The organism is Halorhodospira sp. M38 (assembly GCF_022227985.1).
Taxonomy (GTDB): Bacteria; Pseudomonadota; Gammaproteobacteria; order Nitrococcales; family Halorhodospiraceae; genus Halorhodospira; species Halorhodospira halophila_A.
The window spans coordinates 1-23,203 of record NZ_JAJNQP010000002.1; the positions used below are offsets into that span (position 1 = coordinate 1).

19 protein-coding genes are annotated in these 23,203 nt (G+C 69.5%); 7 read left to right on the forward strand and 12 right to left on the reverse strand.

What is annotated here, in order from left to right:
• Positions 1-22: 22 nt before the first annotated feature.
• The gene (locus LRA98_RS01665) at positions 23-475 is read right to left on the reverse strand and encodes a hypothetical protein (protein ID WP_201170431.1); all 453 of its coding nucleotides are present in this window, start codon (positions 473-475) and stop codon (positions 23-25) included.
• A gap of 155 nt (positions 476-630) precedes the next feature.
• On the opposite strand from LRA98_RS01665, the gene LRA98_RS01670 reads away from it, so the two are divergent.
• Together LRA98_RS01670 and LRA98_RS01675 are read left to right on the forward strand one after the other, a co-directional pair.
• The gene (locus LRA98_RS01670; RefSeq protein ID WP_238633243.1) at positions 631-2,232 is read left to right on the forward strand and encodes an ammonia-forming cytochrome c nitrite reductase subunit c552; all 1,602 of its coding nucleotides are present in this window, start codon (positions 631-633) and stop codon (positions 2,230-2,232) included.
• A gap of 20 nt (positions 2,233-2,252) precedes the next feature.
• Positions 2,253-2,708, forward strand: coding sequence for a NapC/NirT family cytochrome c (locus tag LRA98_RS01675; RefSeq protein WP_238633242.1), 456 nt, complete (start codon positions 2,253-2,255; stop codon positions 2,706-2,708).
• 52 nt (positions 2,709-2,760) lie between these two features.
• On the opposite strand, the gene LRA98_RS01680 is transcribed toward LRA98_RS01675, so the two are convergent.
• From LRA98_RS01680 to LRA98_RS01690, 3 genes are read right to left on the reverse strand one after another with little or no spacing between them, the layout of a single operon-like run.
• Positions 2,761-4,851, reverse strand: a complete 2,091-nt coding sequence (locus tag LRA98_RS01680; RefSeq protein ID WP_238633241.1) for a S9 family peptidase — start codon at positions 4,849-4,851, stop codon at positions 2,761-2,763.
• On the reverse strand, positions 4,848-5,312 hold the full coding sequence (locus LRA98_RS01685) for an acyl-CoA thioesterase domain-containing protein (protein ID WP_238633240.1): 465 nt from the start codon (positions 5,310-5,312) through the stop codon (positions 4,848-4,850). Before LRA98_RS01685 ends, LRA98_RS01680 begins: the two co-directional genes overlap by 4 nt.
• On the reverse strand, positions 5,305-5,763 hold the full coding sequence (locus tag LRA98_RS01690; protein ID WP_201241945.1) for a PaaI family thioesterase: 459 nt from the start codon (positions 5,761-5,763) through the stop codon (positions 5,305-5,307). Before LRA98_RS01690 ends, LRA98_RS01685 begins: the two co-directional genes overlap by 8 nt.
• 290 nt (positions 5,764-6,053) lie before the next feature.
• Between LRA98_RS01690 and LRA98_RS01695 the strand changes: the two genes are divergently transcribed.
• From LRA98_RS01695 to LRA98_RS01705, 3 genes are all read left to right on the forward strand, one after another.
• Entirely contained in the window at positions 6,054-7,385 is a 1,332-nt protein-coding gene (locus LRA98_RS01695) for an OmpP1/FadL family transporter (RefSeq protein ID WP_238633239.1), read from the forward strand.
• 72 nt (positions 7,386-7,457) lie between these two features.
• Positions 7,458-8,000 (forward strand): peptide-methionine (S)-S-oxide reductase MsrA, encoded by a 543-nt coding sequence (msrA, locus tag LRA98_RS01700; protein ID WP_238633238.1) that lies wholly within the window; start codon positions 7,458-7,460, stop codon positions 7,998-8,000.
• Between the two features lie 60 nt (positions 8,001-8,060).
• The gene (locus LRA98_RS01705) at positions 8,061-8,858 is read left to right on the forward strand and encodes a response regulator transcription factor (RefSeq protein WP_201170447.1); all 798 of its coding nucleotides are present in this window, start codon (positions 8,061-8,063) and stop codon (positions 8,856-8,858) included.
• Between the two features lie 67 nt (positions 8,859-8,925).
• On the opposite strand, the gene LRA98_RS01710 is transcribed toward LRA98_RS01705, so the two are convergent.
• The 3 genes from LRA98_RS01710 to LRA98_RS01720 form a co-directional block, all read right to left on the reverse strand.
• On the reverse strand, positions 8,926-10,008 hold the full coding sequence (locus LRA98_RS01710) for an SO_0444 family Cu/Zn efflux transporter (RefSeq protein ID WP_238633237.1): 1,083 nt from the start codon (positions 10,006-10,008) through the stop codon (positions 8,926-8,928).
• Positions 10,009-10,090: 82 nt separating this feature from the next.
• Entirely contained in the window at positions 10,091-11,665 is a 1,575-nt protein-coding gene (locus tag LRA98_RS01715) for a BCCT family transporter (protein ID WP_238633236.1), read from the reverse strand.
• 21 nt (positions 11,666-11,686) lie between these two features.
• Positions 11,687-12,250: a hypothetical protein gene (locus tag LRA98_RS01720; RefSeq protein ID WP_238633235.1), complete on the reverse strand. Its 564-nt coding sequence runs from the start codon at positions 12,248-12,250 to the stop codon at positions 11,687-11,689.
• A gap of 125 nt (positions 12,251-12,375) precedes the next feature.
• On the opposite strand from LRA98_RS01720, the gene LRA98_RS01725 reads away from it, so the two are divergent.
• Complete coding sequence (locus tag LRA98_RS01725) at positions 12,376-13,653, forward strand: hypothetical protein (RefSeq protein WP_238633234.1); 1,278 nt, start codon at positions 12,376-12,378, stop codon at positions 13,651-13,653.
• On the opposite strand, the gene LRA98_RS01730 is transcribed toward LRA98_RS01725, so the two are convergent.
• Genes LRA98_RS01730 through thrH form a run of 4 tightly spaced genes read right to left on the reverse strand, consistent with a single transcriptional unit; the run spans position 13,639 to position 20,855 of the window.
• A complete protein-coding gene (locus tag LRA98_RS01730) occupies positions 13,639-15,735 on the reverse strand; it encodes a tRNA(Met) cytidine acetyltransferase TmcA (RefSeq protein ID WP_238633233.1) in 2,097 nt (698 codons plus the stop codon). The genes LRA98_RS01725 and LRA98_RS01730 overlap by 15 nt on opposite strands.
• Positions 15,732-19,667, reverse strand: coding sequence for an ATP-dependent RNA helicase HrpA (gene hrpA, locus LRA98_RS01735; RefSeq protein ID WP_238633232.1), 3,936 nt, complete (start codon positions 19,665-19,667; stop codon positions 15,732-15,734). The genes LRA98_RS01730 and hrpA overlap by 4 nt, the downstream gene beginning before the upstream one ends.
• 9 nt (positions 19,668-19,676) lie before the next feature.
• The gene (locus LRA98_RS01740) at positions 19,677-20,213 is read right to left on the reverse strand and encodes a metallophosphoesterase family protein (protein WP_238633231.1); all 537 of its coding nucleotides are present in this window, start codon (positions 20,211-20,213) and stop codon (positions 19,677-19,679) included.
• Positions 20,214-20,246: 33 nt separating this feature from the next.
• On the reverse strand, positions 20,247-20,855 hold the full coding sequence (gene thrH / locus LRA98_RS01745) for a bifunctional phosphoserine phosphatase/homoserine phosphotransferase ThrH (RefSeq protein WP_201170466.1): 609 nt from the start codon (positions 20,853-20,855) through the stop codon (positions 20,247-20,249).
• Between the two features lie 212 nt (positions 20,856-21,067).
• On the opposite strand from thrH, the gene LRA98_RS01750 reads away from it, so the two are divergent.
• Positions 21,068-21,748 carry a Bax inhibitor-1/YccA family protein gene (locus tag LRA98_RS01750; RefSeq protein WP_238633230.1) on the forward strand — a complete coding sequence of 227 codons (681 nt, stop codon included), beginning with the start codon at positions 21,068-21,070 and terminating at the stop codon, positions 21,746-21,748.
• A gap of 140 nt (positions 21,749-21,888) precedes the next feature.
• On the opposite strand, the gene serS is transcribed toward LRA98_RS01750, so the two are convergent.
• Positions 21,889-23,166 carry a serine--tRNA ligase gene (gene serS, locus LRA98_RS01755; RefSeq protein ID WP_238633229.1) on the reverse strand — a complete coding sequence of 426 codons (1,278 nt, stop codon included), beginning with the start codon at positions 23,164-23,166 and terminating at the stop codon, positions 21,889-21,891.
• Positions 23,167-23,203 lie beyond the last annotated feature (37 nt).

Genomic DNA, 23,203 nt, shown 5'->3' on the forward strand with positions numbered 1-23,203 from the left:
CCCCCCCCGACGCGGGAATGAATCAGTTGTCCGCCACCTCCTGAGCCATATCGCGGATCTCCGACGCATCCCGCGGCGGAGCCAGGGCATCCTGGAACGCGCCCTCGCCGTCGAAGAACATCAACACCCCGGCGGTGCTTACCCCGTACTGCTCGGCGAACGCCTGCCCCTCAGGGGTCCCCAGGTCGGCCACGATGAACGACACGCCGGCCCGCTCCTCTTCGCTGAGCCCATCGAGCTGATCCATGATCCCCATGCTGGTCGGGTTGGCGGTCTCGTGCGTGAGCACGCCGATCGGCTCCCCCTGCCCGATCCGGGTCAGGTCGGTGCTGAAACCGCCCCCCGGCAAGCTCTGCCAGATCAGGCCCGCGGCACCGAAGATGATCCCCAGCGCCAGCAGCCAGCTGGCCCAGCGCGGCAGATTCCTCGGCCGCTGCTTCTTCCCGCCCGGCGGCCCCTGCCTGGTCTCGGCCATGTTGCTCCTCCCCTGCTCTGCAATGGATGGTCGGACTGAACCAGCATCCAAGGCTGCCGCCGGGCGAAGGAACATGCAAGGTTCTGTATTGGACGGTTCCGCTCATCGAGCACTACGATGATCGTGATCAATCCGATCTACCACGGAGTGGGACGATGGGCGAGCGGGCAACTCGGTTCACGACAGTGATACTCGGTCTCATCCTGATCGGCGGTATCGTCGGCCTGACCCTGGCCGTTGCCGGCAACGGCGATGGGAGCGCCCCCACCGGGGCCGCAGCGGCGCATCACGACGGCGACGCCGACACCTCCGCCGAGGAGATCGACGCGTGGGATCTGGGCATCGGCAACAGCGCCTTCCGGCACCTGCCGCAGTATCGCTCGTACCAGAAGAACTGGGACGACACAGTGATGACCGAGTACGGCGGCTCGGTCCCCCACCACAAGCACGACGGCGAGAGCCCGCTGCCCGAGGGCTACCGGCACGCCCAGCCGTACCTGAAGAACCTGTGGCTCGGCTACCCCTTCTCGTGGCACTACGAGCGCGCCCGCGGCCACACCTATGCGGTCATCGACGTGACCACCACCGACCGGATCAACCGCTACAGCGAAGAGGCGGACCTGCCGGCCACCTGCTGGAACTGCAAGGGCAACACCATGCCGCAGCTGCTCGAGGCCAAGGGCGACGACTTCTGGTCCTCGAACTTCCACGACTACCGCAAGATCCACGATCCGGCGGATCACGCCATTGGCTGCACCAATTGCCACGACCCGAACGAGGACATGCGGCTACGGATCACCAGCGTCCCGCTGAAGGCGTACCTGGAGCGCCAGGGTAAGGACTGGCGCAACAAGTCCACTCAGCAGATGCGCTCGCTGGTCTGTGCCCAATGCCACGTGGAGTACTACTTCGAGGACGGCGATCACGGCGTGGCCGCCAAGCCGCACCTGCCCTGGGACGAGGGCCTCGACCCGGGGGACATGTTCGAGTTCAAGGAGGACGGTGACCCGGAGCGCGACGGGTTCAAGGGGCAGTTCGTCGACTGGGTGCACCCGGTCTCGGAGACACCCATGATCAAGGTCCAGCACCCGGAGTTCGAGATGTACCAGGGCAGCGTGCACGCCGAGGCGGACGTCGCCTGTGCCGACTGCCACATGCCGCGGGTGAGCAAGGGCCGGGCCGATATCACCTCCCACCACCTGACCTCGCCGCTGAGTAGCGAGGAGATGATCAAGAAATCGTGCCAGGGCTGCCACGAGGACAAGTCGCCGAGTTGGCTGCGCGAGCGCACCGAGTCTCACCAGGAGCGGGTTTGGCGGCAGCTGAACATCGCCCAGGAGAAGTCGGTGCGCGCCCACGAGGCCGTCCGCCTGGCCCGGGAGCTGGACGAGGAACAGCTCGACGCCGACTTGCTGGATGAGGCCCGGCAGATGATCCGCCGCGGGCAGTGGTACTGGGACTACGTCTCGGCGGAGAACAGCGCCGGCGCCCACAACCCGAGCAAGGCGCTCGATACCCTGGCCTCCTCGCAGCAGTACAGCAACCGCGCCGTGGAGCTGGCCCTGCGCGCCAGCGACTACGCGATCGCCTCGGATCTGTTCGCCGCTCCCATCGAGGAGCTGGTGCCACCGATCATGGAGCACAGCCGGGCGCTGCAGATGGATGAGGAGCACCTGGCCTCCCACCCGTGGCTGGAGTACCTGGACCCGCTGCCGGAGGCTGACAAGGTCTGGGACGGCCAGAAGCGGCTGCGCTGAGCCACGCGGAGGACCCACGGATGAGACGCTTCGGCCCCCTTGGCATCATCGCGCTGCTGATCGTGCTACTGGCCCTCCTGCTCGGCGGCGGCTACGGCGCCCATCAGCTGACCATCAACAACCACTTCTGCGCCGCGTGCCACGCCTACGAGAAGACTTCCTGGGATCAGAGCGAGCACCGGCAGGTGGACTGCATTGCCTGCCACACCAAGGGCTTCGCTTACGACAAGATCCAGGGCACACGCAAGGTCTGGCTGACCGTCACCGGGCAGGTGAACCCCCACAACGACCCCCTGCCCCGCTACCCCGAGGAGACCAGCGAGAACTGCGTGGACTGCCACATCACCGACGCCATCGCCGAGGAGCAGCCCTTTTTCATCGCCCGGCACAACCGCTACATGGAGCATGCCCCCACGTGCATGGCCTGCCACGATTCCGGCCACGAACGGCAGCTGCAGCGGATGAAACGCCCCTAGGCGGCTCTGCGACCGACCCAGCCGCAGAGCCGCCGCCCTCCGGGGCCGGCGCTCAGCCGTCGGGGCGACCGAAGACCCAGAGCACGAAGGCGTAGCGCAACGCCACCTCGCGCAGGTAGTCGAAGCGTCCGCCCGGGCCGGCGTGGCCGGCGCTCATGTTGGTGTAGAGCAGCAACGGATTGTCGTCGGTCTTCAGCGCGCGCAGCCGGGCCACCCACTTGGCCGGCTCCCAGTAGGTCACGCGCGGGTCCGAGACCCCGGCGGTGGCGAGGATCGGTGGATAGGCGCGGGCCTGGACGTTCTCGTAGGGCGAGTAGCCGAGGATCGTACGGAAGGCCTGCTCGTCTTCCAGCGGATTGCCCCACTCCGGCCACTCCGGCGGGGTCAGCGGCAGGCTCGGATCGCTCATGGTGTTGAGCACGTCGACGAAGGGGACATCGGCCACGGCCGCCCCGAAGAGCTCCGGGCGCTCGTTGAGCACGGCGCCGACGAGCATGCCGCCGGCCGACCCACCGTGGACGACCACCCGCCCGGCGCCGGTGTAACCGGCCTCGATCAGGTGCTCGGCACAGGCGACGTAGTCGCTGAAGGTGTTCGGCTTGTGCTCGAGCTTGCCCGCCTCGTACCAGCGATAGCCACGCTCCTTGCCACCGCGGACGTGGGCGATGGCGTAGACGAAGCCGCGATCGACCAGCGAGAGACGGTGCGGCGAGAAGGCGGCCGGCTGGCTGATGCCGTAGGCGCCGTAGCCGTTGAGCCACAGCGGCGTCTCCGCCCCCGGCTGCACGTCCGCCCGGTGGAGCAGCGAGATCGGCACCCGCTCCCCATCGGCGGCCGTGGCGTAGAGCCGCCGCGCCACGTAAGCCGCCGGGTCGTGCCCGCTGGGGATCTCCTGCTCCTTGCGCAGGCTCCGCACCCGGGTCTCCATGTCGTAGTCGTAGACCCGTCCCGGCGTGGTCAGCGAGGAGTAGCTAAAGCGCAGCCGGGTGGTCTCGTATTCGAGCCCGCCGGCGAGGCCCAGCGCGTACGCCGCCTCCTCGAAGGCGACGCTGTGCTCGGCGCCATCGGCCAGACGCCGGACGACGATCCGCGGCAGCGCATCCTCGCTCTCCAGGCGCACCAGGTGATCGCGGAAAAGCAGCATGTCGTGGATCAGCACACCGGGGCGATGCGGGACCAGCTCCTCGAAACGCCCCGGCTCCGGGGCCTCGAGCGGCACGCGGACGATGCGAAAGTCCTGCGCCGCCCGGTTGGTCAGGATCAGCCAGTGCTCGCCGCTGTCACTGACCGTGTACTCCACGCCGCGCTCGCGGGGCATCAGGCAGCGGAATCCGGCCTCCGGATCGTCGGCGGGCGCGGCGTGGACCTCCGAGGTAGTGTGATCGTGGGTCTCGATGAGCAAAAACCGCCGGCTCTCGGTGCGCTCCAGGCCGATAAAGAAGCCGGGATCGGTCTCCTCGTAGACCACCTCGTCCGCGCTGGCCGGATCACCCAGCCGATGCCGGTAGACCCAGCGCGGCCGGTGCTCATCGTCCAGGACGGTGTAGAAGAGTGTGCACCCGTCCCCGGCCCAGACCAAGTCGCCGCGGGCCTGCTCCAGGCACTCGGGCAGCTCGACCCCGCGCTCGAGATCGCGGATGCGGATGGTGTACGCCTCGGCACCGCTGGTATCCACGGCGTAGGCCAGGTAGCGGTGATCGTCGCTGTGGGCCCAGTCACCGAGCTGGAAGTAGGCGTGCCCCTCGGCCAGGCGGTCACCGTCGAGCAGGACCTCCTCGCCCCCCCCGCCGCGCGGGCGGCGACACGCCACCGGGTGCTGCCCGTCGGCTCGGTAGCGCACGTAGTACTCGTAAGGACCGTCGGGATCCGGGACCGAGGCGTCCTCCTCCTTGATCCGCCCGCGCAGCTCGGCAAAGAGCCGCTCGCGCAGCGGCGCCACCGGCTCCAGCACTGCCTCGGTGTAGGCGTTCTCTGCCTCCAGGTGGGCGCGGATGGCCGGCTGCAACCGCTCGGGGTCGAGCATTGCCTCCCGCCAGTTCGGGTCGCGCAGCCAGGCGTAGGGATCGTTCAGTTGCACCCCGAAGCGTTCGATGACCTGGGGGGCCTCGGCGGCCCGCGGCGGCTGCGGCGTCGATGCGCTCATATTCCGTCGCTCCCCTCCGGCGGTGTCAGCAGGAAGTGGCCGCGGGCGGCGGCGATCGGCCGCTGCGGCTCCGACTGCCAGGCGCTGGCGTGCACATTGGCCACACGCCGCCCCTGACGGCGGATCTCCACCGTGGCGTAGGTGGTCTCCTGCGCCCCGCGGCGCAGATAATCCACGTGGAAGTTGATGATCCGCGGCAGGTAGCAGCTCTGCCCCTCCCAGAGGATCTGCATGATCGCCCCGTGCTCGAGGAAGGCGCCGAGCAGCCCGCCGTGTAGCGAGCCGCTGCCGGGCCGGCCGATGAGATCGTCGCGGTACGGCAGGCGGATGCACAGCCCCTCGCCCTCCGGACACGGCTCGAAGCGCATGCCGATCAGCCGGGCGTAGGGGACGAGGTCGGTCAGGCGCTGGCAGTCGCCGGCCGCACGCGCGGCGCGGACCTGTTCCAGGAGTTCAGCCACGGCCCACCCCCTCGCGCAGGCGCATGAAGGCGCTCATGCTGGTGGCGAAGGGCTCCGCCGGGTCGTCCTCGTAGGCCACGGCCCGGGCGAAGGCGACCTCGCCGGCCAGCCGATAGCACTCGCAGCGGGCGTAGACGTCCCGCCCGGCGGCCGCCGGGCGCAGGTGGTCGACCCGCAGGTCGAGGGTGACGATCCGCTCCGCCGGGCCGGTGGCCATCAGCACCGCCGCCCCGCAGCTCTGGTCGATGAGCGTGGTGATCACGCCGCCGTGGATGTGGCCGGTCTCCGGATTGCCGACCAGCTCCGGGCGGTACGGCACCCGGGCGATGAGATGATCGTCCCCGAGCTCCACGAGTTCCAGGCCGATCAGCGCCCCGTGGGGTGAGCCCCGGAAGAGGCGCCGGGCGTGCTCGAGGCCGATCCCGGCACCGTTGTCCGTCTCTGCGGTCATGTTTCGTCCCTGCCCTGCGGCGGCCGTCCGCAACTGAGACCGCCGTCATGTCTGGATGGTGCCGCCCAGTCTACGAGCCCGCCGGCGAAGATCAACCAGCCGCCGCGGCGCCACAACTACCCCCCGCGCCGTCGATGCTGCAGGTGCACACAACGCGCTCGGCCAACCTATTGATCCCGCAGCAAAGACCGGCCTACCGTTGTGCCGTGGCTCGCCACCGAGTGCACCCGCGGTGCCCCGGGGACACCGCTGATAACGACACAACAACACCCAGCGCCAGGAGGAAAACCATGCACCCGACACGTCGCGCCGTCTACCTCGCGCCCTGCCTGCTCGCCCTCGGCGGGGCCGCCACCAGCGCCCACGGGGCCGCCTTTCAGCTCCAGGAGCAGAGCGCCTCACTGCTCGGCAGCGCCTTCGCCGGGCGCAGCGCCGACGCCCACGACGTCAGCCACACCTTCTTCAACCCGGCCACCCTCGGCGTACACGCCGGTCGCGACGCCGAGGCGGAACTGGTCCTCAGCTACATCGACCCGACCTTCGATTTCGAGGCGGATGACCCGCAGGCCGCCGGAGCGCTTGGCTCCGATGCGAGCGCCAGTGGTGGCGAGAGCGCCCTGGCCCCGGTCTTCTACGCCGGCTTCGACCTGGCCCCGGACCTGCGCGCCGGGCTCGGCATCAACGTCCCCTACGGCCTGGAGACCGACTATCCGGAGGACTGGGTGGGCCGCTACGACGCCGTCAACACCGACCTGGTCACCATCGACATCAACCCCCAGCTCGGCTGGCGGGTGGACGAGCGGCTCTCCGTGGGCTTTGGGGTGTCGGCGCAGTACGCCGATGCGACGCTATCAACGATGGCACCTAAGACCGATTTCAGCCAGGCTCCTCCTGACCCAACTCTCACACCCCAAACCGACGGGAAGCTAACCGTAGAAGGTGACAGTTGGTCGTACGGCTTCAATCTGGGCGCCCACTACGCCGTCAGCGAAGCCACCCAAGTCGGCATCGCCTACCGCCACGGGATGGGCCACACCCTCTCCGGCGACGCCGAGTTGGTAGATGACGACGGCAACCGGGTGGACGAGACCGGCGGCGAGGCGGATCTGGACATCCCGGCCAGCCTCAACCTGGGCGTCAGCCACCGGCTCGACCGACGGTGGACCCTGCTCGCCGACGCCACCTGGACCCAGTGGAACGATTTCGAGGAGCTGGCTATCGAGTTCGATGACGGGGTTGTAGGAATTCCTCAAGGCGATGAATCCTACGCAGTTGATGATGATCAGGCCTACGAAGACTACGACTGGGACGACACCTGGCTGCTCTCCCTGGGCACCCGCTTCGACCTCAACGAGCGCTGGGATCTACGCGCCGGGGTGGCCTACGACCAGACGCCCACCGGCGACAGCAATCGGACGCCGCGCATCCCCGACGAGGATCGCACCTGGCTGGCGGTGGGCGGCAGCTGGTACCCGGCGGCGGCCGAGCAGCTGAGCGTCGACTTCGGCTACACCTACATCTGGCTGGACGATGCCGATATCGAGGTGGCCGACGGAGACGTTACCGGCGAGTACGAATCCAACGTGCAGATCTTCGCCGCCTCCGCCAACTGGCGCTTCTAGGCGCCGGCTACGCACCCGCCGCCGCGGGATGCCACACTGTCGAAGGCGACCGTAGAACGGAGGGACAGGACCATGGCAGAGACCCGGGCGGCGACCTTCGGCGGCGGGTGTTTCTGGTGCATCGAGGGGGTCTTCCAGCGCCTGCACGGGGTCGAGGCGGCCGTCTCCGGCTACGCCGGCGGCGCGACCGAGCACCCGACCTATCGCCAGGTGTGCAGCGGTACCACTGGCCACGCCGAGGTGGTCCAGGTGCGCTTCGACCCCGAGCAGATCGGCTACCGCGAGCTCCTCGAGGTCTTCTTCACCATCCACGACCCCACCCAGCGCAACCGCCAGGGGCCGGATGTCGGCAGCCAATACCGCTCCATCATCCTCTACGCCGACGAAGAGCAGCGGCGCACCGCCGTGGAGCTCATCCGCGAACTGGATGAGTCCGGCGCCCTGACCGGCCCGGTGGTCACCGAGGTCGAGCCACTCTACGCCTTCTACCCCGCCGAGCCGGAGCACCAGCGCTACTACGACGGCGCCCCGCAGGCCCCCTACTGCCGGGCCATGATCGCGCCGAAGATCGCCCGCGCCCGGGAACGCTACCCGGAGCGCTTCGAGCGGGACTAGCCGCAGTCATCGTGCGGGGGCATACTGCCGGCAGCCGGAATCCATGCAAGGAGCCAGGGTATGACCCCGACCATCACCGTCTCCGAACTCGCCGTCCTGCTGGTGGAGCCCTCCGACGTGCAGCGGCGGATCCTCGCCGAAAGCCTGCGCGAGGCCGGCATCCACCACCTGGAGGAGGCCGGCACGCTGGCCGACGCCCGCGAGCGGTTCCGGGCCATGCGGCCCGATCTGGTGGTCAGCGCCATGTACCTGCCCGACGGGACCGCCGAGGACTTCCTGCTCGAACTCCGCGACGAGCCGGCCACCGCCGACCAGCCCTTCATGCTGGTCTCCAGCGTGCGCGACCGCGGGCAGCTGGAGACCCTGCGCCAGTCCGGGGTCATGGCCATCCTGCCCAAGCCGTTCACCGCCGATGATCTGGACCGGGCGGTGCGCGCCAGCGTGGACCTGCTCAGCGAGCAGGAGCTCGAACTCGACCACGTGGACATCACCACCCTGCGCTTTTTGCTGGTGGACGACAGCCGCATGGCGCGCAGCTACCTGCGCCGGGTCTTCGAGACCCTCGGGGCGGAGCACTTCGTCGAGGCCGCCAACGGGCGCGAGGCGGTGGAGGCACTGCACCGCTCGAGCTTCGATCTGATCGTTACCGACTACAACATGCCGGAGATGGACGGCGCCGAGCTGGTCCGCTATGTCCGCGAACAGCCGCAGTTCCTGCACCTGCCCATCCTGATGATCAGCTCCCGTCCCGACCACGCCAGCCTGGCCGGGGTGACCCAGGCCGGGGTGGACACCATCTGCGACAAGCCGTTCGAGCCGGAGACGGCGCGCCAGACCCTGCTGCGCCTGTTCAGCTGAGCGCACCCACCCTCCTGGGGGCCGCCCCGCTCCAACGCCCGCCGAGGCCTCCCCAGGGGCGTATCCCTCAGGTCCGGACCCGACGCCCGCCCCGGGCAACCGACCAGGCCCAGTGGCCGGCGCGGCGCACCGCCCGGCGCGCCGGGGCAATGATCAACGTCAGCATGACACCGGCGGCGGCACGCTCGACCCACTCCGGCCAGATCTCCCGGGCGGCACCGGCCATGGCCACCGGCTCGAGCCCGCCCAAGGCCACCAAGCCATCGACGACCAGTCCGACCATCAGGGCCGCTACGACGATGCTGCCCAGATAGACCCCTGCGGCCGGGGTGCCCAGCTCCCGGCGCAGGACCAGCAGCGTGGCCAGGCTGGTCACCGGCCCGGCAATCAAAAAGACCAGCACCGCCCCCGGCGACACCCCGGCGATCAGCATCGCCGCGGCCACCGGCGTGGCCGCCGTGGCACAGACGTACAGCGGGATCCCCACCAGGGCCAGCACAACCATGGCCAGCAGCCCGCTGCCCCAGGCCGCCAGCGAACCGGGCGGGACGAAGGTGATCATCAGCCCGGCGAGGATCAGGCCGATGATCAGCCAGGTGCCAATGTCATCGATGAGCCGGAGCATCACCCGGCCCATGTGGCGCACCGGCCCGGGGTCCGGGGCGCACTCGGCATGGTCCGTCGACCCCGTGCACCCCGACGCGCAGCCGGCCTCTCCGACCGTCGCCGGCACGGCCGGCGGCACCCGGCCCACGGCCAGCCCGGTGGCGATGGCCGTGGCCACGGCACCCACCACCCGTGAGACCGCCATGAACGGACCCATCAGCACCCAGGTCAACACCACCGAGTCGATGCCGATCCCCGGCGTGCCCACCAGAAAGGCCGTGGAGGCCCCGCGCGAGGCCCCCCCGCGGTGGAGGGAGAGCGCGGTGGGGATGGCGCCGCAGGAGCACAGCGGCAGCGGCGCTCCGATCACCGCGGCACGGGCCACCGGCGCAACCCCCGAACCGCCCAGCCACTGACGGAGCCGGTGGGTCGGGATCAACACCTGGACCACCGCCCCCAGCGCCAGGCCGATGAGCAGCCAGGGCGCCACCGTTGCGGTGACGTCGAGGATGTTGGTGCCGGCTTCGATGGCTGTGGCGATCATCGGACGCTCCGCCGGTTGCTTGCAGGCCGCGGGATGTCCGGAGACGCCCGCCGCATCGCGCGGCGGGCGTCCGGGTCACCCCCTAGAGGTGCGGCGCCGCCGGCGGCCCCTGCCCCGGCTGCCAGGAGAGCTGCATGCGCCGCTTCTCCTCCTGCAGGCCGCGGATCAGGGCGTAGCACATCAGCAGCATCAGCAGCGAGAACGGCAACGCCGAGACGATGGCCGCCGCCTGCAGCGCCGCCAGTCCGCCGGCGATTAGCAGGACACCGGCCACACACCCCTCAGCGACACCCCAAAAGGCACGCTGGTACGTCGGCGGCTCGGTATTGCCCACGGACAGGAGCATGGTCACCACCAGCGTCGCCGAGTCCGACGAGGTGATGAAGTAGGTGGCGATCAGCACCGTTGCGATGGTCGCGAAGATGATCGCGATCACCCCGGGGGCGACGGCCTCGATGGTGTAGTAGAGGGCGATGGTCTCGTCCTCAGCCACCGCGTCCACCAGCCCGCCGGCACCAAAGAGCTCCTGATACAGCCCGGTGCCGCCGAAGACGGTCAGCCACGCCAGGGCAAGCAGCGTCGGCACCAGCAGCACACCGCCGAGGAACTCCCGGATCGTCCGACCGCGCGAAATGCGGGCGATGAACATGCCCACGAACGGCGCCCAGGCGATCCACCAGCCCCAGTAGAAGGCGGTCCAGGACTTCTGCCACCCATCGGCCTCGCGGGCGCCGCTGGCGTCCGTCCAGAAGCTCAGGTAGACCACGTTCTGCAGGTAGTCACCGATACCCTGGACAAAGCTCGAGAGCAGATAGAGCGTCGGCCCCAGGGTCAGGAAGAAGAGCAGGATCACGGCGCTGAGGATCAGATTCAGCTGCGAGAGGACCTTCACCCCTCGCCCGACCCCGGAGACCACCGACCCGACCGCGATGAGCGTCACCACGGCGACAATGAGCAGCTGATTCGTGGTGCTTAGCCCGATCCCGAACAATTCGTCCAGGCCCGTATTGATCTGGATCGCACCGAACCCGAGCGAGGTGGCCACCCCGAAGATGGTGCCAAAGACCGCCAGCACGTCCGCCGCGTGCCCCAGCGGCCCGTAGATGCGGTTGCCGATCAGCGGGTAGAGCGCCGAGCGGATGGCCAGCGGCAGCTTCTTGCGGTAGCAGAAGAAGGCCAGCGACAGCGCCACGATGGCGTAGATCGCCCAGGGATGGAATCCCCAGTGAAAGTAGGTCAGGCGCATGGCCGACTCAGCCGCAGCGGCCGTCTCCCCCTCGTCGATAAAGGGGTTGCCCTGGAAGTGCCAGACCGGCTCGGCGATGCTCCAGAACAGCAGACCGATGCCCATGCCGGCGCCGAAGAGCATGGAGAACCAGGCGAAGTAGCTGAACTCCGGCGGACGGTCGTCGTCGCCGAGCTTGAGATCGCCGAAGCGGCTGAACATCAGGAACAGCGCAAACAGCAGGAAGAAGGCGACAACCCCGATGTAGTACCACTTGAAGGTATCGAGGACCCAACCGCTGACCCCTTCGAAGACTGTCTCTGCGTACTCCGGATCCCAGGCGCCAAAGATCAGGAACCCGATCACGATCAGCGCGGCCGTGCCGGTCAGCGGGACGTTCAACCCTTTCAGCGGGCCTCTCTGTGCACGCACGTCTTGTTCCCCCGGCTGCCCTTAGAAGTACTCTTCACCGACGTGGTCGCCGTAGCCACCCACGGCCCGGTAGACGACATCCCCCCTTGGATTCTCCCGGTGATCGACCAGGGAGACCGTGGGCTGGCGATTGACGGCGGTGCGCTGGCCCAGGTAGATGCAGACCGGCACGCCGATGTTGGTGGTTCCCACGGTGATCCACAGGCGGTTGAAGCCGAAGCCGCCGCCGACGAAGTCGAGCTGGGTGAGCGCCTCGTCGAAGCCACCGACGAAGTAGTTGCGCTGCTCACGGCTGGCGAAGACGTGAACGCGGATGTAGGCGTGGATCAGCTCGTTGACCAGTTCCGGCAGCCGGAACTCGCCGGTGACCTCGGCGCCCTCGTGGTGCTCGGCGAAGGGGTCCACGTGGACGGTTAGATCCTCCGGCTGGGGGTTGAAGCGAGGCAGGTAGCGCACGTAGGCCGAGGTGTCCGCCAGCGCGTAACGTACCCGCACGATGCGCATCTGCTCGACGATCTCACCGACGCTCAGCGACCGGGGATCGGCGTATTCCTCGCTCACGGCGTTCTGCTCCGGTTCACTCATACTGCCTCCGCGTTTGGGTAACCCGATGATGGTACTGCAAATGCACGTATCGCCCAAGCCGGTCCATCGCAGCCCCGGCGAGCCGTCCATTGCCGCCGCCGGATGCCCGCTCTATGATCAGGGCCATGGCTGTGACCGGCATCAGCATCCTGGCGGCCGTCCTCGCCCTGCTCATATGGACCATCGCCGCCACCTACGAACGCCAGGCCGAGGGCTTTAGCGCCGCCGTGGCGCGGGATGTGAAGTACTGGCAGCGTGGCGCGGCCATCTTTTTCATCATCAGCCTGCTGCCCGGGCTGGTCAGCCGCCCCACACCGGATCTCCCCAGGGCAGTCTACGAGACCCTCAGTGCCCTGGCACCCATCTTCCTCTTCTTCGGCCTGCTGTGCTTCGCCGCGGCACTGAGCAAGCTCATCCCGGCCTGGCGTCGTCACCGAGAGCTGCGCGAGCAAGAGCAGCGCCGCCGCCAGATCGCCGCCCGGGGCGGCCCCTATCCCGAGCTCTCGGCTGCCTTGGCCGAGAGCATCCAGCAGTGCCTCCCCGAGCTTGAGGTCACCACCGACCAGCGCTCCGCCGAAGGCCACCATGCCAGCCTGCTCATCGACTCCTCCATGGAGTCGCAGCGCTACGTCATCTACGCCCTCCCCCGGGAGCACCTGCATCTGGAGGGCGGCCGCGGGGTCAACCCCAACGCGGTGCAGCGGGCCTGCGAGACCGCCGCCGCCTTCGCCGGCCGGCCCATCCTCTGGGCCCCGTTGCCCGGCCACGGTACCCCTCAGGGCTACGCCGCCGACAGCGGCTCGGAGCTGCGGCCGTACATCGTCGAAGGCAAGGACATCCACCTGGCGGAAGCGGTCAAGAAGTTCGATCTAGCGGCGCGCTCGGAGCGGCGCCGACGCGAAGCCCGCGAAGCCGCTCGCGCCGCCAGCGAGGGCGACCCGCGCCACCACGTCCCGGTGCGCAGCGAGACCACGGCCGAACGCGGCCGGCGCCAGCACGATCGCGAGAGCTGGGAGCGCTTCAACCTGCTCGCCCCGCGGCATCCGCACATCGTCGAGGAGGTCCAGCGCCGCACGCGCGAGCTGTGCGACCGCTGCCTGACGCCGATCCCCGAGGGCAACGGCGAGGTGGTGGTCACCGATCACGACCACATTTGCAAGAACGACGCCTCGGTGCGGATCGCCCTCAATGAGGGCAACGAGACCCTGACCCAGCACATGCCGGACTGCGGCCAGTGCCACTACGAGACTCCGGAGCTCTACGAGGAGTGCCTGAGCCGGCTGACCCTGGTCCACCCCGGCCGCTGCCCGGCGAGCCCGGATGATCCCGAGGAGGTCGAGCGTCAGGAGCAGTTTGAACAGCGCGCGCGGATGGAGGCCCTGGGCCGGTCATTCCGGGAGTGAATCGGCCACCGCCTGGCGCAGGGCGGCCAAAGTCGGACGACGCCCCGAGACGCCGAGCCGCTGCGCGGCGTCCACCCAGGGTCGGTGCTGCAGGACCTTGCCGATGAAAGCCGCCTCACAGTGCGACATGCGCCCGCGCGACCGGTCCGGGTCGATCAGCACGGCCTCGGCCAGGACACGCAACGCCGGCAGCGCCGCAGCGTACCCGCGCAGGCTGTGGGCGAAGCCGGCCAGCTCCCGCCGCTGCCAGTCGCTCGGCGCCGGCGGCTCGGCGCCCTGCGCAGCGCGGACCACAGCCAGGGCGACCTGCGGATCCATGCGCGCCAGCGGCTCGGCCAGAAGCGCCGAGGCCCCGGCACCGAGCCGAAAGCCGGCCTGCTCCACCCACGCGGCACCTTTCGCATCGAGGCCCCGGGCCATCAGCGCCGAGTGTTCGCCACTGGCCGCATCCCGCCGGGCCCCCACCGCCACGGCGTGCAAGCCACAGGCCCGCCAGAAGTGGATCAGCCCCGGCGTAGCGCCGAAGCTGGTGCCGACAAGGGCACAGCCGTTCCTGCGGCCACGCTTGGTCACGGCATCGACCAGCGCGGCGCCCAGCCCACGCCCCCGTCGCCGGGGGTGAACGGCGATGCGCTGGATGCGCAGGGCGCGGCCGGTGGGTGCCGCCTCGATGCCGGCGTGGGTGGCCAGGGCCTGGGGCAGCAGGTGGCCATGGGGCCGACGTCGCTCGGCCCACACCTCGTGGGCCGTTGCCGGATCAAGCCCGCCCTCCTCGGCAGCCACCGCCACGCCGACCACGGCACCTGCCTCCTCGGCCAAGAACAGGTGCCGCCGCGGGCCATCGAGGAGCTGGTGGAGGTCGAAGGGTCGCGTCCGGTAGTGGGCCGCCACCAGCAGCCCAAAGGCCTGGCGCAGCCGCTGCTCATCCTGCGCCAAAGCCTCCTGGCTGACCGGCACGATCCGCGCTGCCGGGGCCTCTGCGGTGTCCCCGAGTTCGGCCGGCTCGGCGTCGAGGCAGAGCACGCGCCCCAGCCACGCCTCCAGGGGATCGTCGAGCTCCCAGCGGATCGGCGTCTCCAGCCGGACTGCCCGCCATCCGGGGGCCTCGGCATCGAGCACGCCTCGAAAGCGCAGGTCGAAGCCACGCCCACTGCCCTCGTAGCCGTGCACCGTGCTCGCGAAGGCGATGCGCGAGGCGTGCTCGAGTAGACGCCGAAGCAGATCCACCGGCAGCCCCGCGGCCTCGTCCACCAGCAGCAGATCGCCGGTTTCCGGACGGTCGATCAGTGCCTCGGGCTCGCGGTAGACGACCTCGGCACCGGCACAGCACAGGCGGCGGCGCTCGACCCGCACGCCGCCGCAGCGCTCGGCGGCGTGCTCGAACAGACCGTCGGCGGCGTGGATCGTCGGCGCGGTGATCACCACCCGCTGCACCCGGCGTTGAAGCAGGAGCTCACCCACCGCAATGCCCAGCGCGGCGGACTTGCCGCGACCACGATCGGCGGTTAGCACCGCCGGGCGGCGGCGGTGACCGTCGACCACCCGCATCACCGCCTCCACGGCGCGCTGTTGATCGGCGCTTCGGCAACCGTAGGGGTGGTCACCATGGGGCACCGGCGGCGGCGCCGGCTCGAGGTCGGGGGGCGGTTGCGCCGGGGTCAGGCAGGCGACGCTCGAAGACTGCTCCAGCCCGACCATCAGGCGCCGGAGGAAGCGAGTGCCGACCTCCTCCCGCCGGTGCCCGGCAGGGATCAGCCGACCGAGCAGCGGATCCGGAGCGCTCGGCCACTGCCCCCAGGCCGGCGTGAGCATGACCAGCACGCCGCCCCCGCGCAATGATCCGACCGCGGCACCGAGGGCATCTGCATCGACACCGGCGTGCGCGTCGTAGACCAAGAGATCCACGGTGCGCCCGAGCACGCGCCGGAAGTCCCGTGCCACCAGCCGCTCCACCCGATCGGGCAACCCCTCCGCCGGCGGCTCGCCGATCCAGCAGATCCGGGCGTCGGCGGGGAGCTGTCGCGCCGCCGTATCGCGCCCCCAGTGCGGCGGCCCAGCGAGGACCACCGTGCGGCGGCTCACGCCACCTCCCGCCAGAGCTCCTGGAGGCGTTTCTCCGAGACCTTCTCCCGGGCACCGACGTCCTGGGCGAAGAGCGAGATGCGGTACTCCTCGAGCATCCAGCGCAGTTGCTCCAGTGCCGGATCCGGAACGCCGCGCTCGGCCCGCGCCGCCAGGCGTTGGTGCACCCGCTCGTGCCAGGGGCGGATGGTGCGCAGCGGCGCTCGATCCTTGGCCGGGTCAAGTCTCAGCTTCTCCACCCGGCGTTCGAGCCCCCGCAGGTAACGCGGCAGCTCGCCGAATCGCTGCGGCGGCAGGTCTTCCAGGAAGCCGGGGTAAACCAGGCTGTTCAGGTGCTCGTCGATATCCCGCAGGCTCTCCAGCAGGGCGGGACTGTTGAGCTTTTTCAGCGCCTGGCGCAGCGACTGGTAGCGGGTCAGTACGTCATCCAGGGCGGCACACAGGCCCTGGGCGCAGGAGACCAGCTCGCCGCGCCCGGCGGCGAGGCGGGCCTCGAAGGTCGCGGCATCCCGCGGCAGCCCGTCGGCGAGGAAGCAGCGGTCGAAGACCGCCCGCAGCAAGGCCTCACGCAGCTGATCATCGCTGCCCAGGCCGCGGTATTTGAGCCGCAGGGCCTTGAGCTCATCGAGCTTACGCAGCGCGCGCACCTGCTGCGGCAGGGCCAGCATGAACAGCCGCCGCACCCCGGCGTGGGTCTGTGCCACAGCAGGCTCGGCAGCATCGAGCAGCAGCCGGGTGACGGAGTCCCCTTCATCCCGGAGCGCCGGGTAGCCCTGGAAGCGGACACCGCCCTCCTCCAGCACCACCGATTCGGGCAGCGGCCCGAAATCCCAGGCGGTGATGCCCTCGCGGTGCCACTCGGTGCCGGGGCCAGAGCCGCTGCCGCCGCCCGCGGCGGCAAACTCCTCGCTGGCCGCCTCGCTCAGCCCGGACTGGAGCGCAAGCAGATCGCGACCCTCCTCCAGGGTGCGGCCCTCGCGGTCTACCACGCGGAAGGCCATGCGCAGGTGCTCCGGCAGCTCCACGGCCTCAAAGGCGCCAGGCGGCAGCTCCACCCCGGTAACCCGCTGCAGGTGGCGGGCCACCGCGTCGGTCAGCGCCCCCTCCCGGTGGGGCACCGCCTCCAGCACGGCGCGGGCGAAATCCGGCGCCGGCACGAAGTGCTTGCGCAGGGCCTTGGGCAGTCCGCGGATCAAGGCCGTTACCTTCTCCTGCAGCAGTCCCGGCACCAGCCACTCGAACGGCTCGGGCTGCAACTGTTTCAGCGCCGCCACCGGGATCACGGCGGTGACCCCGTCACGCTCGCTGCCCGGCTCCAGGTGGTACTCCAGGGCCAGCTCCACCCCGCCGACGGTCATTCGGTCGGGGTACTGATCGACGGAGATCTCCTCTGTATCGCGGCGCATCAGCGCCTCGCGGGTCATATACAGGCACTGCGGGTCGTCCCGTTCGGCGCGCCGGCGCCAACGCTCGAAGGCCGCGGCATCGTGGATCTCCGCCGGTATGCGGGCATCGTAGAAGGCCACCAGTTGCTCTTCATCGACGAGGACGTCGCGCCGCCGGGCCTTGGCCTCGAGACGCTCGACATCGTCGACGAGGGCCTGGTTGTGGGCCAGGAACGAGCCGCGGGTACGGATCTCGCCGGCGACCAGGCCGTCACGCAGGAACAGCCGCCGCGCCTCCTGCGGGTCGAGCCGCCCGTAGTCGACCTTGCGCCCCGAGACCAGGGTGAGCCCGAATAGACTCACCTGCTCCTCGGTGACCACACGCCCGGCCCGCTTCTCCCAGCGCGGCTTGCCGTAGCTACGCGAGACCAGGTGCCCGGCCAGCTGCTCGACCCACTCCGGGCGGATCTCGGCCACCGTGCGGGCGAAGAGCCGGCTGGTTTCCATCAGCTCGGCGGCCACGATCCACTTGGGGCGACGCCGCGCCAGCCCCGATCCGGGGAAGATCTGCAGCTTGACGCCGCGCGCGCCGAGGTAGGTGCGCTCCTCGTGCAGGGTGGCCACCTGGCTGAGCAGCCCGGTGAGCAGGGCCCGGTGGACGGCCTCGTAGGGGAAGTCCGCCTTGTCGGACCGCCCCGCCGACTCGCCCTGCCCGCCCTCGTCGCCGGAGGACCGGCGGCGCTCCGCCTCCTTGAGCATCTCCGCGAACTGGCGGCGGATGTCGGCCCACTCACGCATGCGCTGTGGCGCCAGGAAGTGCTCCCGGCACCACTGCGTCAGCTTGCGCCGGGACAGGCTGCGCCGCTGCGCCTGGTAATCATCCCACAGCCTCAGCAGGGCAGCGAAATCGCTCTTCGGATCGTGCCAGCGCGCATGGGCCCGGTCCGCGGCCTCCTGCGCCTCCATCGGCCGCTCACGCGGATCCTGCACGGAGAGCGCGGCGGCGATGATCAGGACTTCGCGCTGCACACCCGTCTCGCGGGCAGCGAGCAGCATGCGACCGATGCGCGGATCCGCCGGGACGCGCGCCAGGCGCCGGCCCAGGTCGGTGAGTTCGCGGCGCTCATCCACGGCCCCGAGCTCGAAGAGCAGGCGCAGGGCGTCGTTGATGTAGCGCCGCTCCGGGGGCTCGACGAACGGAAAGCGCTCGATATCGCCCAGGCCCATGGCCTTCATCTGCAGGATGACCCCGGCGAGGTTGGTGCGCAGGATCTCCGGGTCGGTATAGCGGGGCCGACTCGCGTAATCCTCCTCGCTGTAGAGACGGATGCAGATCCCCGGCGCCTCGCGCCCGCAGCGACCGGCGCGCTGGTCTGCAGAGGCCTGGGCGATGGGCTCGACCGGCAGCCGCGAGACCTTGGTGCGATGGCTGTAGCGGCTGATCCGCGCCCGCCCGGTATCCACCACGTAGCGGATGCCGGGAACGGTCAGCGAGGTCTCCGCCACGTTGGTGGCGAGCACCACCCTTCGCCCGCCGGCGCTGGGATGGAAGACCCGCTGCTGCTCGGCGCTGGAGAGCCGGGCGTAGAGCGGCAGGATCTCGGTGCCCCGGGGCGGCTGCTTGCGCAGGGCCTCGGCGCACTCGCGGATCTCGCGCTCACCGGAGAGAAAGACCAGCACGTCGCCCGGGCCCTCACGGGCGAGCTCATGCACCGCCTCGGTCACCGCCTGGGGCTGCTCAACCCCCTCGCGCTCCTCGTAGGGGCGGTAGCGGATCTCCACCGGGTACGTGCGTCCGGACACCTCGCGCACCGGTGCGCCGTCGAAATGCTCGGCGAAGCGCTCCGGATCGATGGTCGCCGAGGTGACGATCACCTTCAGATCCGGCCGGCGCGGCAGCAGGCGCTTGAGATAGCCGAGGATGAAGTCGATGTTGAGGCTGCGCTCGTGGGCCTCGTCGATGATCAGGGTGTCGTAGGCGTCCAGGTGCCGGTCGGACTGGATCTCGGCGAGCAACATCCCGTCGGTAAGCAGCTTGATCCGGCTCTCTTCACCCACCTGATCGGTGAAACGGACCTTGTAGCCCACCGTCTCCCCGATCCGGGTATCCGTCTCCTCGGCCAGGCGCTCGGCCAACGCCCGGGCGGCGATGCGCCGTGGCTGGGTGTGGCCGATCAGTCCGCGGCTGCCCAGGCCAAGCTCCAGGCACATCTTGGGCAGCTGGGTGGATTTACCCGAGCCCGTGGCACCACAGACCACCACGACCTGGTGATCGCGCAGGGCCTCGAGCAGTTCCTCGCGGCGCTGGACCACCGGCAGGTCGGGGTCGTAGCGAAACGCCACGGCCTCGTCCCGGCGCCGGGCGACCTCCGCCTCGGCGGCGGCCAGATCCTGCTCCAGGCGCGCCACCCCGCGGTCGAAGGGCTTGCCCTGCCGGGCACGCCGTTCGAGCCCGGCCAGACGGCGCCGCAGGATCGGGCGCTGCGGGCCGAAGGCCCCCTCAATGCGCTCACGCAGCGCCCGGAGCTGGCGCGGTACGCCCCCCACGAGTGCCGGCTACTCCTCGTGGCCGGTAATAGCCCGGTACTTGCGGGGCGGCAGCTGCACCACCTGCACCGACCAGCTATCTTCCTCGCAGTCGAGGATGAGCATCGACGGCCCCTCGTTGACCCGCACACGGCCCGCGGCCCCCGGGTTGAGCACCCACGGCTGCGTGTTGTCGTCGACGCTCAGCTGGTGGCTGTGCCCGCAGGCGATGGCCCGCACCCGCGGGAAGGCCGCGCGCAGGCGCTCATGCCGGCGCGAGGCGGGCTCGTAGCCATCGCCGTGGATGACCGCCAGCTCGCCGCCGGGCAGGTCAAGGACCGAGTGCGCCGGCAGGTTCTCGAGCATGTGCGCCTCGTGGTCCGGCCAGGTCTCTGGCCCGTCGACGTTGCCGCGTACGGCCACCACCTCCTCGCGCGGCTGCATGGCACAGAGTACATCGGCCCCGCCCACATCGCCGGCGTGCACCGCCAGGTCACACTCGGCGATGTGGTCGGCGATGCGTGGGTCGAGGAAGCCGTGGGTATCGGCGATGATACCTACTCGCATGGGGACCCCTTCCCTGACGCAGGGCGGTCGCAATCAGCCGCGCGCGAAGGCCTCGTCTAGGGCCTGGCGCAGCGCGGCGTAATCGTGGGTAACCGGGAACTGCGGGAACTGCCCGGCGATCTCCGCTGGTGGGCAGAAGAAGATCCCCTGGTCCGCTGCGCCGAGCATCCGCGTGTCGTTGTAAGAGTCGCCAGCGGCGGCTACCCGGAAGTTCAGGCTGCGCAGCGACTCCACGGCCTGTCGCTTGTGATCCTCGAGGCGGATGTGGAAGTCGGCAATCCGACCCGCCTCGCTGACCTCCAGGCTGTGGCAGAACAGCGTCGGCCAGCCGAGCTGCGCCATCAGCGGACGGGCAAACTCGTAGAAGGTGTCGGAGAGGATGATCACCTGATAGTCGGCGCGCAGCCCGTCGAGGAACTCGCGGGCCCCGGGCAGCGGCTCGAGCCGGGCCACCACGGACTGGATGTCGGCCAGTCCCAGGCCGTGCCGGTCCATGTCCGCCAGGCGCATGGTCATCAGCTCGTTGTAGTCCGGAACGTCCCGCGTCGTGGCGCGGAAGGCGTCGATGCCGGTGATGTCGGCGAGGTTGATCCAGATCTCCGGAACCAGCACGCCCTCGAGATCGAGACAGACGATGTTCAAGCGATTGTCCTCCTGGCGAGCGTTTCCCGGGCACACTTGCCCCGGTTGGCGCGATTGCGCGGCCAATCTATTCATATTGGATGCCGGGTGCAAGCGAAACGGCACGACCCGCGGGACAATGTAGCGTCGACCGGCCAGAACGTCGATAATGGGCGCGCTAGCCGTAGACGCTGCGGCCCACGATCGCGGAACCGAACAAGGAGGCAGACCCTATGTCCGAGCGCTATTCCGATAGTCGCGTCGCGACGGCAACCGGCAGTGCCGCCACCCAGGCGCTGGCCACCAACCGGCTGATCCGCAACACTTACATCCTTCTGGCCATGACGCTGGCGTTCAGCGCCGTGACGGCCGGCGCGGCCGTGCTCACCGACGCACCGCGTCTGAACATCTTCGTCGTCCTCGGCGGGTTCTTCGGTCTTCTTTTCCTGACCCAGTACCTGCGCAACAGCGTCTGGGGGCTGGCGTCGATCTTCGCCCTGACCGGGTTCATGGGCTACACCCTGGGGCCGATCATCAACCTCTACCTGGGCCTGCCCAACGGCGGTCAGACCGTGATGATGGCCTTCGGTGGCACGGCGGCGATCTTCCTGGGCCTGTCGGCCTACGCCCTGACTACCCGGCGCGACTTCAGCTTCATGCGCGGCTTCCTCTTCGCCGGGATCCTGGTCGCGTTCGTCGCCGCCCTGGCCGCCTACTTCCTGCAGATGCCGGGCCTGTCGCTGGCGGTCAGCGTGATGTTCATGATCCTGATGAGCGGGCTGATCCTTTACCAGACTAGCGAGATGATCAACGGCGGTGAGGACAACTACATCATGGCCACCATCACCCTCTACGTGGCCATCTACAACCTGTTCACCAGCCTGCTGCACCTGCTCGGGCTGGCCAACGAGTAACCCGCCGGATCCGTGCGTATCGGGCCGGGCGCAATGCCCGGCCCGCCCCTTGCGGGGCTTCCTCCCGATACTGCCGCGTCCCGTCCGCGACCGGAGATCCCGCCGCACGCCGGTGATCGGGATCCAGGGGCCGGGCGCTCTCAGTCGCCCAGAACGCGCACCCCGCCCATGTACGGGACCAGTGCCTCGGGGACACTCACCCGGCCATCGGCCTCCTGGTAGTTCTCCAGGATCGCCACCAGGCAGCGCCCCACGGCCAGTCCAGAGCCGTTGAGTGTGTGCACCGGCTCCGGTTTGCCGGTCTCGGGGTTGCGCCAGCGCGCCTGCAGGCGCCGCGCCTGGAAGTCGGTGAAGTTCGAGCAGGAGGAGATCTCCCGGTAGCGCTCCTGCGCCGGCAGCCACACTTCCAGATCGTAGGTGCGCGCCGCCGAGAAGCCGATGTCTCCGCTGCACAGCGACACCACCCGGTAGGGTAGCGCCAGTCGGCGCAGCACCGCCTCGGCGTGGCCGGTGAGCGCTTCCAGCGCATCCCAGGACTCCCCGGGCCGCACCACCTGGACCAGCTCGACTTTCTCGAACTGATGCTGGCGGATCATACCGCGGGTGTCCTTGCCGTAGCTGCCGGCCTCGGAGCGGAAGCACGGCGTGTGACAGACGAAGCGCAGCGGCATATCCGGGTCCTCGACGATGCGCTCCTGGACCAGGTTGGTCACCGGCACCTCGGCCGTCGGCGCCAGGTAGAAATCGGGGTCGTGCTCGACGCGGAAGAGATCCGCCTCGAACTTAGGCAGCTGCCCGGTGCCGGTCAGCGCCCGGGCATTGACCAGGTACGGGACGTAAACCTCGGTGTAACCGTGCTCGCTGGTGTGCAGATCGAGCATGAACTGGGTCAGTGCGCGGTGCAGCCGCGCCAGAGGCCCACTGAGGGTGACGAAGCGGCTGCCGGCGATGCGCGCGGCCGCCTCGAAGTCCATCCCGCCGAGCAGCTCGCCCAGATCGACGTGATCCCGCGGCTTGAAGGGCAGCGCCGGAATCCCACCCCACTGGCGGAGCTCGCGGTTATCGGCTTCGTCTTCACCGTCGGGAACCTGGTCGTCGAGGAGGTTGGGCAGGCCAAGATGGAGCGCCTCAAGCTGCTCCTGCACCTCGCTCAGGGCGTTCTCTGCTTCGTTCAGGCGCTCGCCGATGCGGCCCACCTCGGCTTTCAGCGGCTCGATGTCCTCGCCGCGCTTCTTGGCCGCGCCGATCTCTTTGGAGCGCTCGTTGCGCTGGTTCTGCAGCGTCTGCGTCTCCTGCTGCAGCTCGCGCCGCCGGGCATCCAGCGCACGGTAGCCGGCGGCGTCGAATTCGAATCCGCGCCGCGCCAGATTGGCGGCAACGCCTTCAGGATCATTACGCAGCAGCTTGGGATCAATCATGGGTGTCGCAGGCTCCTTGGTTCCTGGGCAGGCGGAT

What these genes read in the sequence shown, in the direction of transcription:
- LRA98_RS01725 (WP_238633234.1), top strand. Translation starts at nt 12,376, where the DNA reads ATGGCTGTGACCGGCATCAGCATCCTGGCGGCCGTCCTCGCCCTGCTC.
- LRA98_RS01695 (WP_238633239.1), top strand. Translation starts at nt 6,054, where the DNA reads ATGCACCCGACACGTCGCGCCGTCTACCTCGCGCCCTGCCTGCTCGCC.
- LRA98_RS01675 (WP_238633242.1), top strand. Translation starts at nt 2,253, where the DNA reads ATGAGACGCTTCGGCCCCCTTGGCATCATCGCGCTGCTGATCGTGCTA.
- LRA98_RS01740 (WP_238633231.1), bottom strand. Translation starts at nt 20,213, where the DNA reads ATGCGAGTAGGTATCATCGCCGATACCCACGGCTTCCTCGACCCACGC.
- LRA98_RS01750 (WP_238633230.1), top strand. Translation starts at nt 21,068, where the DNA reads ATGTCCGAGCGCTATTCCGATAGTCGCGTCGCGACGGCAACCGGCAGT.
- msrA (WP_238633238.1), top strand. Translation starts at nt 7,458, where the DNA reads ATGGCAGAGACCCGGGCGGCGACCTTCGGCGGCGGGTGTTTCTGGTGC.
- LRA98_RS01710 (WP_238633237.1), bottom strand. Translation starts at nt 10,008, where the DNA reads ATGATCGCCACAGCCATCGAAGCCGGCACCAACATCCTCGACGTCACC.
- LRA98_RS01690 (WP_201241945.1), bottom strand. Translation starts at nt 5,763, where the DNA reads ATGACCGCAGAGACGGACAACGGTGCCGGGATCGGCCTCGAGCACGCC.
- LRA98_RS01705 (WP_201170447.1), top strand. Translation starts at nt 8,061, where the DNA reads ATGACCCCGACCATCACCGTCTCCGAACTCGCCGTCCTGCTGGTGGAG.
- LRA98_RS01680 (WP_238633241.1), bottom strand. Translation starts at nt 4,851, where the DNA reads ATGAGCGCATCGACGCCGCAGCCGCCGCGGGCCGCCGAGGCCCCCCAG.
- LRA98_RS01665 (WP_201170431.1), bottom strand. Translation starts at nt 475, where the DNA reads ATGGCCGAGACCAGGCAGGGGCCGCCGGGCGGGAAGAAGCAGCGGCCG.
- serS (WP_238633229.1), bottom strand. Translation starts at nt 23,166, where the DNA reads ATGATTGATCCCAAGCTGCTGCGTAATGATCCTGAAGGCGTTGCCGCC.
- LRA98_RS01720 (WP_238633235.1), bottom strand. Translation starts at nt 12,250, where the DNA reads ATGAGTGAACCGGAGCAGAACGCCGTGAGCGAGGAATACGCCGATCCC.
- LRA98_RS01670 (WP_238633243.1), top strand. Translation starts at nt 631, where the DNA reads ATGGGCGAGCGGGCAACTCGGTTCACGACAGTGATACTCGGTCTCATC.